General features: G+C 69.4%; 12 protein-coding genes and 1 pseudogene. 7 read left to right on the forward strand and 6 right to left on the reverse strand.

The window, feature by feature from the left end; translation table 11 throughout:
- The 5 genes from D588_RS0122280 to D588_RS0122300 all read left to right on the forward strand — a co-directional run.
- On the forward strand, positions 1–1,189 hold a 1,189-nt coding region (locus D588_RS0122280), incomplete at its 5' end, for an efflux transporter outer membrane subunit (RefSeq protein WP_017917573.1).
- A gap of 3 nt (positions 1,190–1,192) precedes the next feature.
- A complete protein-coding gene (locus D588_RS0122285) occupies positions 1,193–2,395 on the forward strand; it encodes an efflux RND transporter periplasmic adaptor subunit (RefSeq protein WP_017917574.1) in 1,203 nt (400 codons plus the stop codon).
- Complete coding sequence (locus D588_RS0122290; protein ID WP_017917575.1) at positions 2,392–5,544, forward strand: efflux RND transporter permease subunit; 3,153 nt, start codon at positions 2,392–2,394, stop codon at positions 5,542–5,544. The genes D588_RS0122285 and D588_RS0122290 overlap by 4 nt, the downstream gene beginning before the upstream one ends.
- A complete protein-coding gene (locus D588_RS0122295) occupies positions 5,541–6,224 on the forward strand; it encodes a heavy metal response regulator transcription factor (protein WP_017917576.1) in 684 nt (227 codons plus the stop codon). The genes D588_RS0122290 and D588_RS0122295 overlap by 4 nt, the downstream gene beginning before the upstream one ends.
- A complete protein-coding gene (locus D588_RS0122300; protein ID WP_017917577.1) occupies positions 6,221–7,654 on the forward strand; it encodes a heavy metal sensor histidine kinase in 1,434 nt (477 codons plus the stop codon). The genes D588_RS0122295 and D588_RS0122300 overlap by 4 nt, the downstream gene beginning before the upstream one ends.
- 15 nt (positions 7,655–7,669) lie before the next feature.
- On the opposite strand, the gene D588_RS0122305 is transcribed toward D588_RS0122300, so the two are convergent.
- From D588_RS0122305 to D588_RS0122315, 3 genes are read right to left on the reverse strand one after another with little or no spacing between them, the layout of a single operon-like run.
- Positions 7,670–8,563 (reverse strand): MBL fold metallo-hydrolase, encoded by an 894-nt coding sequence (locus tag D588_RS0122305; RefSeq protein ID WP_017917578.1) that lies wholly within the window; start codon positions 8,561–8,563, stop codon positions 7,670–7,672.
- A 45-nt stretch (positions 8,564–8,608) separates the two neighbouring features.
- Positions 8,609–10,366: a gamma-glutamyltransferase gene (gene ggt, locus D588_RS0122310; protein ID WP_017917579.1), complete on the reverse strand. Its 1,758-nt coding sequence runs from the start codon at positions 10,364–10,366 to the stop codon at positions 8,609–8,611.
- A complete protein-coding gene (locus tag D588_RS0122315) occupies positions 10,363–10,647 on the reverse strand; it encodes a YfhL family 4Fe-4S dicluster ferredoxin (RefSeq protein WP_017908325.1) in 285 nt (94 codons plus the stop codon). Before D588_RS0122315 ends, ggt begins: the two co-directional genes overlap by 4 nt.
- A 364-nt stretch (positions 10,648–11,011) precedes the next feature.
- Here D588_RS0122315 and D588_RS26930 point away from each other — a divergent pair, with 364 nt between their 5' ends.
- Together D588_RS26930 and D588_RS0122320 are read left to right on the forward strand one after the other, a co-directional pair.
- A complete protein-coding gene (locus tag D588_RS26930; RefSeq protein WP_081613628.1) occupies positions 11,012–11,341 on the forward strand; it encodes a DUF1778 domain-containing protein in 330 nt (109 codons plus the stop codon).
- Positions 11,289–11,831 carry a GNAT family N-acetyltransferase gene (locus D588_RS0122320; RefSeq protein WP_026144001.1) on the forward strand — a complete coding sequence of 181 codons (543 nt, stop codon included), beginning with the start codon at positions 11,289–11,291 and terminating at the stop codon, positions 11,829–11,831. Before D588_RS26930 ends, D588_RS0122320 begins: the two co-directional genes overlap by 53 nt.
- Before the next feature lie 193 nt (positions 11,832–12,024).
- Here D588_RS0122320 and D588_RS0122330 read toward each other — a convergent pair whose 3' ends face one another.
- From D588_RS0122330 to D588_RS0122340, 3 genes and pseudogenes are all read right to left on the reverse strand, one after another.
- Positions 12,025–12,519 carry a hypothetical protein gene (locus D588_RS0122330; protein ID WP_010342035.1) on the reverse strand — a complete coding sequence of 165 codons (495 nt, stop codon included), beginning with the start codon at positions 12,517–12,519 and terminating at the stop codon, positions 12,025–12,027.
- Between the two features lie 40 nt (positions 12,520–12,559).
- Positions 12,560–13,066: a pantetheine-phosphate adenylyltransferase gene (coaD, locus tag D588_RS0122335; RefSeq protein WP_010342036.1), complete on the reverse strand. Its 507-nt coding sequence runs from the start codon at positions 13,064–13,066 to the stop codon at positions 12,560–12,562.
- Positions 13,063–13,290 (reverse strand): annotated as a pseudogene (locus tag D588_RS0122340) (16S rRNA (guanine(966)-N(2))-methyltransferase RsmD); the annotation flags it as partial. The gene coaD and the pseudogene D588_RS0122340, both read right to left, overlap by 4 nt.

Below are 13,290 nucleotides of genomic sequence, written 5' to 3' on the forward strand. Positions count from 1 at the left end.
GGCGCAGGCGCTGGTCGGCAGCGCGCGGGCGGCAGAGGCGCCGACGCTGGGCGTGCAGGCCGCGGCCACGCGCGAGCGCAGCGTCACCCCCAAGCCGGGGCTGCGCGACGCCGATACGCTGGGGTTCAGCGCCAGTTGGGAGCCTGACTTCTGGGGCAAGGTCCGGCGCAGCATCGAACAGGCCGGCGACAACGCCCAGGCCAGCGCCGCCGATCTGGCGCAGGCGCGGCTGTCGCTGCAGGCCGCGGTGGTCGCCGATTACCTGCAGTTGCGCTTCGACGACCAGACCCTGGCGCTGTACCAGCGCACCCTCGCCGGCTACCGCGACGCGCTGCGGCTGACCCAGGCGCGGGTGCGCGCCGGCGTTGCCAGCGACGCCGATGTGGCCGCGGCCGAGGCCACCCTGCACAGCACCGAAGCCGCATCGACCGATCTGGCGCTGTCGCGCCGGCAACTGGACCACGCGCTGGCGGTGCTGCTCGGCCGAACCCCTTCCGAGTTCTCGCTGGCGGCCAGCGACGCACCGCTGCCGGCGCTGCCGCCAACGCCGAAGGCCCTGCCCTCGGTGCTGCTGCAGCGGCGCCCGGACATCGCCGGCGCCGAACGGCGCATGGCCGCGGCCAACGCCGGCATCGGCATGGCCGTGGCGGCCTGGTTCCCGACCTTGTCGCTGAGCGCCAGCGGCGGCTACGACGGTGCCGGGCTGGCCTCGCTGCTGAGCGTGCCGAACCGGGTCTGGGCGGTGGGCGCAGCGCTGGCCGGCACGCTGTTCGACGGCGGCGCCCGCCACGCGCAGCGCGCGCAGGCGCAAGCCGTGTTCGATGCCGCGGCCGCCAGCTACCGGCAGACCGTATTGAGCGCGTTCCAGGGCGTGGAGGACCAGCTCGCCGCCACGCGCGAACTGGCGCGCGAGGAGCAGCAACAGCGGCGCGCCGCCGACGCCGCGCAGCAGGCCGAGCGCGTGCTGATGGACCAATACCGCGCCGGCACCGCCCTGTACAGCGCCGTGATCACCGCCCAGGCCAACGCGCTGGAAGCGCAACGCACCCTGCTGCAAGTGCAAGCGCGCCAGTTCGGCGCCCAGGTCGCGCTGCTGGTCGCGCTGGGCGGCGACTGGGACAGCGCCCGTCTCCCCGTCGTGCGCGGCGCCTCGCCGGGCGCCACGCCGGCTCCTGTCCTCCCGGAGTAACCCATGTCCACCGCCGCGCCCACCCGCCCCGCCGATCCGCCACCGCGCCATGCCATGCCACGGCGGCGCTGGCCATTCGTCGCCGCCGCAGTGCTGGTCGCGCTGCTGCTGGCGGTATGGTTGCGCCCGCGCCACGCACCGACCAAGGCCACGCCGCCGGTGCCGGTGACCAGCGCGCCGGTGCTGCGCAAGGACGTGCCGATCCGCCAGACCGGGATCGGCACGGTGCTGCCGATCGCCTCGGTGACCGTGCACTCGCGCATCGATGGGCAACTGATCGACGTGGGCTTCAGCGAAGGCCAGGACGTCAAGGCCGGGCAGGTGCTGGCACGGCTGGATCCGCGCACCGACCGGGCGCAACTGGCCGCGGCCACCGCGCAACTGGCCAAGGACAAGGCGCAGCTGGGCAATGCGCAGGCCGACCTGCAGCGCTACACGCAACTGCTGCAGGACAACGCCACCACCCGCCAGACCCTGGACACGCAGAAGGCGCTGGTCACGCAACTGCGCGCCACCCTGCAGAGCGATGCGGCGGCGATCGACAACGCGCGGGTGCAACTGGACTTCACCACCATCCGCGCGCCGATCGACGGCCGCGCCGGCGCGCGCCTGGTCGATCCGGGCAACATCGTCCACGCCAGCGATGCCGGCGGCCTGGTGGTGCTGAACCAGATCGACCCGATCGCCGTGCAGTTTACTCTGCCCGAAAGCGCCTTCCAGCAGATCAACCGCGCACTGCAGGCCGCGCCGGCCAGCGTGGGCGTGGACGCGGTCGAGCACGGCAGCGGACAGGTACTGGCGCACGGCACGCTGGCCCTGCTCAACAACCAGATCGACACCAGCACCGGCACCATCGCGATGAAGGCGCACTTCCCCAATTCCGGGCACACGCTGTGGCCGGGGCAGACGGTGGACGCGCGCATCACCCTGGGCATGCGCAGCGGCGCGCTGGTGGTGCCGAGCGCGGCGGTGCAGCGCAGCCAGGACGGCGAGTTCGTATACGTGGTCGGCAACGACGGCAGCGTGCGCGACCAGCCGGTGCAGGTACTGGACGATGCCGATGGCGAGAGCGTGATCGGCCAGGGCCTGCAGGCCGGCCAGCGCGTGGTGGTCGATGGGCAATACCGCCTGCACCCGGGGGCGAAAGTGGTGGAAGCCAAGCCGGCCAAGCACGCCAAGCCCGCCGCGGCGGGAGCGCACGCGTGAGCGTCTCGGCCGCCTTCATCAAACGCCCGATCGGCACCTCGCTGCTGGCCATGGCGTTGCTGTTGCTGGGCCTGGTGGCCTGGCCGCTGCTGCCGGTGGCGCCGCTGCCGCAGGTCGATTTCCCCACCATCCAGGTCTCGGCCAGCCTGCCCGGCGCCAGCCCGCAGACCATGGCCTCGAACGTGGCGCAGCCGCTGGAGCGGCAGCTGTCGCTGATTCCGGGCCTGAGCCAGATGACTTCGACCAGCGCGCTCGGCTCGACCCAGGTGACGCTGCAGTTCGACCTGGACCGCAACATCGACGCTGCCGCGCTCGATGTGCAGACCGCGATCAACGCCGCGTCCGGGCAATTGCCGAGCGCGCTGCCGAGCGCGCCGAGCTTCCGCAAGATCAACCCGGCCGAATCGGCGTCGCTGATCCTGGCGGTGCAATCGCGGGTGTTGCCGCTGACCCAGGTCAACGACTACGCCGACAACGTGCTCGCGCAGCAGATCTCGCGCATCTCCGGGGTGGGCCTGGTCAACCTGTACGGTGCGCAGAAGCCGGCGGTGCGCGTGCAGGTGGATCCGGCCAAGCTGGCGGCGCTTGGCCTGAGCCTGGAGGACATCCGCTCGGTGATCGCCACCACCACGGTGAACGCGGCCACCGGCTCGATCGACGGTGCACGCCAGGCCTTCACTGTCTCCACCAACGATCAACTGCTGCAGAGCCAGGCCTGGAACGACGCGGTGCTGGCCTGGCGCAACGGCGCGCCGATCCGCGTGCGCGACGTCGGCACCGCGGTGGACGGGCCGGAGAACGCCAAGATCGCCGCGTGGGGCTACGCCGGCGCCGCCGCGCCGGCCGACAGCGGCATCGTCGATGGCCGCGCGATCATGATCGCCATCACCAAGCAGCCCGGCGCCAACGTCATCGACACGGTGGACCAGGTCAAGGCCGCGCTGCCCAGGCTGATGGCGTCGATCCCGCCCAGCGTCAGCGTCAAGATCCTCGCCGACCGCACGCAGAACATCCGCGCCTCGGTCAGGGACGTGGAGTTCACCCTGCTGCTCTCGATCGTGCTGGTGGTGGCGGTGATCTTCGTGTTCCTGCGCAGCGCGGTGGTCACCCTGATCCCGAGCCTGACCGTGCCGCTGGCGATCCTCGGCACCGCCGCGCTGATGTACGTGCTCGGCTACAGCCTGGACAACCTGTCGCTGATGGGCCTGACCATCGCCGTCGGCTTCGTGGTGGACGATGCCATCGTGATGCTGGAGAACATCTACCGACACATCGAGGACGGCATGGCGCCGCTGCAGGCGGCACTGCAGGGCGCGGCCGAGATCGGCTTCACCCTGGTCTCGATCTCGGTGTCGCTGGTGGCGGTGTTCATCCCGTTGCTGCTGATGGGCGGCATCGTCGGCCGGCTGTTCCGCGAGTTCGCGGTGACCGTGAGCCTGACCATCCTGGTGTCGTTGCTGGTGTCGCTGACCCTGACCCCGATGCTGTGCGCGCGCCTGCTCAAGCCGCACGCCGAGCAGGCGCAGGGACGCCTGGCGCGCGCGTTCGAGCGCGGCTTCGACGCGCTGCTGGCGGCCTACCGGCGCGGCCTGGAGACGGTGCTGCGGCACCCGCGGCTGACCCTGGCCAGCTTCCTGCTGACCGTGGCCACCAGCGTGGCGCTGTTCGTGGTGATGCCCAAGGGCTTCTTCCCGCAGCAGGACACCGGCTTCATCTCCGGCACTGCCGATTCGGCGCAGGACTCGTCCTCGGCGGCGATGCGCACGCGCATGCTGCAACTGGCCGACATCATCCGCCGCGACCCGGACGTGCTGTCCTTCGGCATGCAGACCGGCGCCAGCACCTTCAACTCCGGCACCTTCTCGATCGCGCTCAAGCCCAAGGACGCAGGCCGCACCGCCAGCGCCGACCAGGTGATCGCGCGGCTGCGCAAGCGCCTGGCGCACGTGCAGGGCGTCACCCTGTTCATGCAGGCCGGGCAGGACATCAACGTCGGCGGCCGCCTGGCCCGCACCCAGTACCAGTACACCCTGACCGACGCCAACCTGGACGAGCTCAACACCTGGGCGCCGAAGCTGCTGAAGGCGTTCCGGGCGCTGCCGCAACTGACCGACGTGGCCTCCGACCAGCAGAACGCCGCGCCGATCGCCAGCCTGACCATCGACCGCCAGCGCGCGGCCAGCTTCGGCATCACCCCGCAGCAGATCGACGCGACCATCAACGACGCCATCGGCCAGCGCCAGGTCGCGCAGTACTTCACCCAGCTCAACAGCTACCACGTGGTGCTGGAAGTGACGCCGGCGCTGCAGGGCGATCCGTCGCTGTTCCAGCGGCTGTACCTGACCTCGCCGCTGACCGGCAAGCAGGTGCCGCTGTCCACCTTCGCCACGCTCGACACCAGCAAGACCGGCTACCTGTCGGTGAGCCACCAGGGCCAGTTCCCGGCGGTGACCATCTCCTTCAACCTGGCGCCGGGCGCGGCGCTGGGCGATGCGGTGGACGCGATCCAGCAGGCCCAGGCGCAGCTGCGGGTGCCGGCCACGCTCAGCGGCAGCTTCCAGGGCACGGCGCAGGCGTTCAGCGCCTCGCTGCGCACCCAGCCGTACCTGATCCTGGCGGCTTTGATCGCGGTCTACATCGTGCTCGGCCTGCTCTACGAGAGCTACATCCACCCGCTGACCATCCTCTCCACCCTGCCCTCGGCCGGCGTCGGCGCGCTGCTGATCCTGATGGCCGGCGGCTACGACTTGAGCGTCATCGCGATGATCGGCATCATCCTGCTGATCGGCATCGTCAAGAAGAACGGGATCATGATGGTGGACTTCGCCCTGCATGCCGAACGCGAACGCGGGCTGTCCTCGCGCGATGCGATCTTCGAGGCCTGCCTGATGCGCTTCCGGCCGATCATGATGACCACCCTGTGCGCCCTGCTCGGCGGCCTGCCGCTGATGCTCAGCCACGGCGCCGGGTCGGAACTGCGGCGGCCGCTGGGCTATGCGATGGTCGGCGGGCTGCTGCTGTCGCAACTGCTGACCCTGTTCAGCACGCCGATCGTGTACCTGTACCTGGACCGCCTGCACGGCTGGTACCTGCATCGGCGCCAGGCACGTCGCGCACGCACTGCCGCGCCGAAGGCGCTGCAGCCATGAAGGTGCTGATCGTCGAGGACGAGCGCAAGACCGCCGACTACCTGCAGCAGGGACTGAGCGAACAGGGCTGCACGGTCGACGTGGCCTACGACGGCATCGACGGCCAGCACCTGGCCCTGCACTACGACTTCGACGTGATCGTGCTCGACGCGATGCTGCCGGGCCTGGACGGCTTCGCCATCCTGCGCTCGCTGCGTTCGGTGAAGAGCACGCCGGTGATCATGCTCACCGCGCGCGACAGCGTGGAGGACCGGGTCAAGGGCCTGCGCGAGGGCGCCGACGACTACCTGATCAAGCCGTTCTCCTTCATCGAACTGCTGGCGCGGCTGCAGGTGCTGGCGCGGCGCGGCCGCGCCCAGGAAAGCACGCTGCTGCGCGTGGGCGAGCTGCAGATCGACATGATCAGCCGCAAGGCCATGCGCGGCCGGCAGCGGCTGGACCTGACCGCCAAGGAGTTCGCGCTGCTGGCGGTGCTGGCCCGGCACCAGGGCGAGATCCTGTCCAAGACCGCGATCGCCGAGATGGTCTGGGACATGAACTTCGACAGCAACACCAACGTGGTGGAAGTGGCGATCAAGCGCCTGCGCGCCAAGATCGACGTGCCGTTCGACGCCCCGCTGCTGCACACCGTGCGCGGCATGGGCTACGTGCTGGAAGAACGCGAGGACGCGGCCGGGTGAGCGCGCCGGCGCGGCCCTCGATCGCGCTGCGCCTGGCCGGCCTGTTCGCGGCCACCGCGCTGCTCGGCTTCGCCCTGATCGGGCTGGTGCTGCACCAGGTGCTGGAGCACGAACTGCGCCGCCACCAGCGCGAGGAACTGCGCTCGCGCATGGACGCGGTGCAGTACATGCTGGTCAACAGCCGCTCGCCGGACCTGGCCGCACATGCGCGCACGCGCCTGGCCAGCGTCTCCAGCGCGCCGGACCTGCGCTTCTGGCTGTGGAGCGAGGACCCGGCGTTCCGCTACGGGCGCGGCGCCGAGGCGATGGCGGCGGCCACGCGCGGCCGCAGCGGCCTGGTGCGCATCGGCGATCCGCAGACGCTGGGCATCGCCGACGTGCAGCCGCTATCGTGGCAGGCCATCGGCCAAACACTGCCGGCCACGCCGGTGCGCCCGCCGGTGCAGCTGATCGCGGCCATGGACAGCGCACCGTTCGCGCTGACCCGGCGCCGCTTCGACATCGCCCTGGCGCTGGTCACGCTGGCCGGCACTGCGCTGGTCGGCGCGCTGGGCTACTGGACCGCCAAGCTCGGCCTGCGCCCGGTGCAGCGGCTGTCGGCCGATGCCCAACGCATCGGCCCGCACGACCGGCGGCGCCTGGACCTGCCGCGGCTGCCGCGCGAACTGGAGGACCTGGGCGCCTCGTTGAACGCGGCCTTCGACCGGCTCGATGCCGCCTATGCGCAGCAGGAAAGCTTCAATGCCGACGTCGCCCACGAACTGCGCACGCCGCTGGCCAGCCTGATCGGCCAGACCCAGGTGGCGCTGACCCGCCACCGCGACGCGCAACAGTTACGCCAGGTACTGCAGTCGAACCTGGAGGAACTGGAACGGCTGCGCGCGATCGTCGCCGACATGCTGTTCCTGGCCCGCGCCGAGCAGGGCCAGCGTGCGCGCCAGTGCGAGGACGCGTCGCTGGCCGAGGAAGTCGGCAAGACCGTGGAGTTCTTCGAGGTGCTGCTGGACGAGGCCGGCTTGCAGGTGGAGGTGCGCGGCGACGTGGTGGTGCCGGTCGAGAAGTCGCTGCTGCGGCGCGCGCTGTCCAACCTGCTGCACAACGCCATCCAGCACTCGGCCGGTCACGCGCCGATCGTGGTGGAGATCGCGCAGCGCGGCGGCGAGGCGCTGATCGCCTTCTCCAATCCCAGCGTGGCGCTGGCGCCGGAACATCTGCAGCGCCTGTTCGATCGCTTCTACCGCGGCGACGCCGCCCGCGCCAACAGCCGCGAAAGCCACGGCCTGGGTCTGGCCATCGTCAAGGCGGTGGCGACCATGCACGGCGGGCGCGTGTTCGCGCAGCACCGCGACGGCATCACCACGATCGGGTTTTCGGTGGCGCTGGACGGCGCCGCTGCCGGCGTGCCGGCGCACGCCGCGCTGCGCTGGTAAGCCGCAGCGCCGCGCTCAGGCGGCCAGTGCGCGCGCCTGCAGCGCCGGCAGTTCGTGCGCGGTGCCGAAACGGCCCTTGGCATCGCGCTGGAGCTGCGCCAACGCGCAGTCCGGATCGTGGGTGAAGAACAGGCGCACATCGCGCGCCAGCGCGTCTTCCAGGAATGCGCGCTTCTCGTCGATCAGCAGTTCCGCATTGCGGTCGTAGCCCATGGTGATCGGCACGTGCACCCAGGAGCGGCCCGGGATCAGGTCGGCGCAGAACGCCACCCCGCCGTGCGACTGACCGTCCTCGCCGTGGCCGGGGCCGACGATCTCGGCCAGCATCAGCCCCGGCGTGTGGCCGTCGCTGAAGCGGAATCGCACCGCCTCACCGAGCGTACGCGAATACTCGCCGTCGACCAGCTCCAGCCTGCCGCTGGCCTCGAGCAGGCCGGGCAGCTCCGGGATGAAGCTGGCGCGGTCGCGCGGATGCGGGTGCAGCGCGCGTTGCCAGTGCGCCGCGCCGACCAGGAACTGCGCGTTGGGAAACAGCAGTTCCGGCGCGGCGCCCTCGCGGTACGCGGCCAGCAGCCCGCCGGCATGATCGAAGTGCAGATGGCTCAGCACCACCACGTCGATGTCGGTATGGGCGAAGCCGGCGTCCTGCAGCGAATCCAGCAGCACGTGGCGCGGCTCCTGCACGCCGTAGCGCTCGCGCAGCGCCGGCGCGAAGAACGCGCCGATGCCGGTCTCGAACAGCACGGTCTTGCCGGCCAGCGGACTGGCCAGCAGCGCGCGGCAGGCCAATGCGATGCGGTTGCCGTCATCGGGCGTGGCCCACTGCTGCCACATCGCCTTGGGCGCGTTGCCGAACATCGCGCCGCCGTCGAGTTTCTGCGAGTTGCCTTGGATGGACCAGAGTTTCATGGGCGGGGATTCGGGATTGGGGATTGGGGATTCGCAAAACGCGCGTCAGGGCGCCGGCGCGGTCTGCAGCACTTCGGCGCTGCCGACCTCGTTGCGCGGGTCGCTGCCGCCGCTGAGCACGTTGCGGCGCTTGTCCCATTCCACGGTCTGCAGGTTGCCCCAGACGTGGCTGGAGCCGTGGCCGTCCTCGGCCGTGTCGCCGGGCAGCTTGAGCGTGTGCCCCATGGCTTCCAGGCCCTTGGCCGTGGCCGCGTCGAAGGTGCCGGTTTCGGCCTCGATCACGTCCGGCAGCCACTGGTGGTGGTAGCGCGGCAGCGCGGCGACCTGCTGCGCGCTGAGGCCGTCGTCGTAGCCGAGGATGCCGAGCAGCACCATGGTGATGATGCGGCTGCCGCCCGGGGTGCCGAGCACGATGGCCTTGTCCGCGTTCTCCATGAAGGTCGGCGACATCGAACTGAGCGGGCGCTTGCCCGGCTTGGGCGCGTTGGCCGCATAGCCCATCACCCCGAACGCGTTGGGCGTGCCCGGACGCAGCGCGAAATCGTCCATCTCGTTGTTGAGCAGCACGCCGGTGCCCTTGGGGATCAGCCCGGAGCCGTACAGCAGGTTGACCGTCTGGGTGGCGCCGACGCGGTTGCCCTCGCCGTCGATGATCGAGAAATGCGTGGTCTCGTCGTCTTCCAGCGGGGTCGGCTGGCCCGACAGCAGGTCGCTGGGCGTGGCCTTGTCCGGGTTGATCGTCGAGCGCAGGCCCACCGCATAATCCTTGCTGAGCAGGATGCGCTGCGGTACGTGGGTGAAATCCGGGTCGCCCAGGAAGAAGGTGCGGTCGCGGTAGGCGCGGCGCATCGCCTCCACGGTCAGGTGCACGCGGTGCACCGGGTCCATGGTCTTGAGGTCGTAGCCCTCCAGGATCTGCAGCATGCTGGCCAGGGCGATGCCGCCGGAGGACGGCGGCGGCGCGGTGGTGATGGTCCAGCCCTTGTAGTCGAAGCGGATCGGGGTGCGTTCCTTGATCGTGTAGCCGGCCAGTTCCTCCGCGGTCCAGCGCCCGCCGGCCTGCTTCACGCCGGCCAGCAGCTTCTTGGCGGTGGCGCCGCGGTAGAAACCGTCGAAGCCCTTGTCGGCCAGCAGTTGCAGCGTGTTGGCCAGTTCCGGCTGCTTGAACACGTCGCCCACCGCGATCGGCCGGCCGTTGCGCAGGTAGACCTCGCGGGTGCCGGGATAGCGCTCCATCACCTTGCGCCGCGACTGATAGCCCTCGGCCATGCGTGCGTAGACCGGGAAGCCGTCGCGGGCGATGCGGATCGCCGGCGCCAGCGACTGCCGCAGCGGCAGCCGGCCGTGCTTGGTCGCCAGTTCCACCAGCGCCGCCGGCAGCCCGGGGATGCCGGCCGACCACGGGCCGTTGATCGAGCGATCGCGGTCCAGCTCGCCCTTGGCGTCCAGGAACGCGGCCGGCGTCGCCGATTCCGGCGCGGTCTCGCGCGCGTCCAGCATCACGTCCTTGCCGGTCCGAGCGTCGTGCAGCAGGAAGAAGCCGCCACCGCCGAGGCCGGAGCTGATCGGTTCGACCACCGACAGCGTCGAGGACACCGCCACTGCGGCGTCGAAGGCATTGCCGCCCTCGCGCAGGATCTGCAGGCCGGCCTCGGTGGCCAGGCGATGGCCACTGGCGATCGCGGCGCCGGGCGGATGCGCGGCCGGGGCGGTGGCGGTCGCCTCGGCGACCGGCGCCTCGGCCCACGCCGACGGCGTCAGGACCAGGGCGAGCAGCAGGACACGGCGGACGAGGCTTCTCATGCGGCGGGGGGCTCCTGTGGGTACAACTCGGGGTGGTCGCGCTGCAGGCGCTGCAGCTTGGCCAGCAACTGGGCGTGGGTCTCCGGGATGGCCGGGTCGGGGTCGATGCACTCCACCGGGCACACCACCACGCACTGCGGCTCGTCGAAATGGCCGACGCATTCGGTACAGCGGGCGGGGTCGATCACGTAGATCGTCTCGCCCATGGCGATGGCCTGATTCGGGCAGGCCGGCTCGCAGACGTCGCAGTTGACGCAGAGCTCGTTGATCTTGAGGGACATGTGACGCACTTCGGCACTGACCGGGGCAGTTTACCGGATCGGGGCGGCACGGCCCTGCGTCGCGTTCTCCAGCGATAGCGGTTGCCGAAGGGAGCGACGGCTTGAACAACTCGGCCAAAGCTATTCATCACAAAAAAACCAATAAAAATCAGACAATTATCGCGATAACGAATTTACCTTGAAAATTTAATTTATTTGATTTAGGCAAATATTGCCATTTTGGCACCACCAGGCTATGCTAGCACCTCCAAGACAGGAGAAAGACCATGAAATAGTCCATTAGAAGCAAACAATCGCCCTCCCACTCCGAGCGCATGCAGCTCGGCTGGACGGGCCCGATACGGAGTGAACAAAGGAGTTACCCATGCACGCGACCAGTAACGACAGGGCAAGAATTACGACCCGGGTCACGGCTTACGCGCAGCAAGCGATTGAACAGGCAGCTGAGATGACAGCAACCACGACGAATCAGTTCGTCGCCCAAGCCGCACTACGGGAAGCCGAGAGGATCATCGAAGAACACGCGATCATCCGATTGAGCAAGAGTGACATGCATCGGTTTCTCGATGCGCTCGACAACCCGAAGCCGGCCAATGCGCGTCTCGCTGTCTCCTTGAAACAACACCTGGAGAACAGTAGCCATGACCCTGCAACTAGAAGTAGTACCGTTAAGTGGACACCTAAGCCGCGGTGATTTCGACTGCGGCGACGAGCAACTGAATGACTGGCTGCGCACCAAGGCGAGCCAGCATGAAAAGCGCGGACTCAGCCGCACGTACCTGGCAGTCCCGATGAAGGGAACGCTGGATACATGGGAAGAGGAAGGCTTCAAGGACATCGATGACACGACCGTCCTCGGCTTCTACGCCTTGTCCTCTGCCCAAGTCGTCAATACCGACCTTCCTGTCGGCAGCAAGCTACCGCGAAACGTCCCCGTGGTGCGCCTCGCGCGCTTGGCGGTGCATCAAAATCTCAAAGGCCGCGGCTTCGGCAAAATGCTGCTCATGGAAGCGCTTGTGCGTGCAGCGCAAGTAGGGCGAACCGTAGGAGTCGCCGGCTTATTCGTAGACGCCAAACCCGAAGCAGTCGGCTTTTACGAAAGCTTTGGATTCCAGGCAGCCGAATCGAACCCACTGAAACTCTGGATTCCCATGAGTTCCATTCTGGAGATCCTGACCAAGTAGTCCTCAGCGGCCGAGCCGCCGCGCCAGGGTGGTCTTGCCGGCGCCGGTGGGTCCGGTGATGAAGAACCGCATCGCCTGTGCCTGCCTGGCACCGCGCGGCGGCACCCGGCACATCCGCGCAGCGCAACCGCCCGTTGCGGGCGGCGCGGGATGGCGGAACCGGCGCGCAGCGGCGCGCCGGCCCGCGCAGGGCTTACTTGGCTTCGACGAAGATGTAGTCGGCGCCGGTCGGCTTGACCACGGCTTCGACGCGGGCGTTGTCGGCCGGGGCGCCGATGTAGACCACGCGCACGCCCTTCATGCTGTTCGCCTCGACCTTGGCGAACGCGGCGGCGATCAGGTCGGCCATCTTGGCCGACGCCGAGGAGCCGAACGCCAGCATGTTGCCCGGCTGGATGCCGCGGCCGATGGCGGTGGTGGCGCTTTCGACCTGGCGCTCGTACTTGGCCTGGAACTCCGGATCCGATTCCGGCGGCAGGTAGTACAGGAACGGGCTGTTGGTGACGTTGCCCATGTTCTGGATCGCCACTTCCTGCAGGTACTTCTTCCAGCCGGCGTCGTCGTCCTTGGCCGGGGCGGTCAGCGCGGGCTGCGCGTCGGCGGCCGGCTTGGCGGCTTCTTCCTTCTTGCAGGCGGTGAAGCCCAGGGCCAGCGAAGCGATCAGCAACGCGCGTGCGGTGGTGTTCATGGAACGGCTCCCTCTGTGTCGTCAGTGAATGGTGGTCGGCTCAGCGCTGCGCGGCGGCCTGGCGGGCCTGGACCAGCGCCTGCACCACCGACGGCGGCACAAAGCCGGAGACGTCCCCGCCCAGGCGCGCGATCTCGCGCACCAACGAGGACGAAATGAAGCTGTGTTGCTCGGCCGGGGTGAGGAACAGCGTCTCCACCTCCGGGATCAGATGCCGGTTCATGCTCGCCATCTGGAACTCGTATTCGAAATCCGACACCGCGCGCAGGCCGCGCAGCAGCACGCCGCCGCCGACCGAGCGCACGAAATGCGCCAGCAGGGTGTCGAAGCCCAGCACTTCCACGTTGCGGTGCCCGGCCAGCGCCTCGCGGGCCAGCGACACGCGCAGGTCCAGCGGCAGGGTCGGCCCCTTGGACGGGCTCTGCGCCACGCCCACGATCACCTGCTCGAACAGCGGCGCCGCACGGTTGACCAGATCGATATGGCCGTTGGTGATCGGATCGAAGGTGCCGGGATAGACGGCGATGCGGCTATGGGCCACGGTCATGCGTCGGGTACCGCGTGAAGGTCGCCGGGAAGTGTAGCAGCGGTGCGCCGGTACAGGGCAGCGCGCACCTCGCGGCTGCCGCCCTCACGGTACAGCGCCCAGGGCGCCGGCACTGCGGGCGCCTGCCCGGCCGGCGACTCCAGGTACAGCCAGGCGTCGGCCGCCAGCCGCGCCGGCAGGCGTTGCAGCACCGCGTCCCACAGCCCAGCGGCGAACGGCGGGGC

This window comes from Xanthomonas sp. SHU 308, from assembly GCF_000364645.1.
In the GTDB taxonomy this organism is placed as follows: Bacteria; Pseudomonadota; Gammaproteobacteria; order Xanthomonadales; family Xanthomonadaceae; genus Xanthomonas_A; species Xanthomonas_A sontii.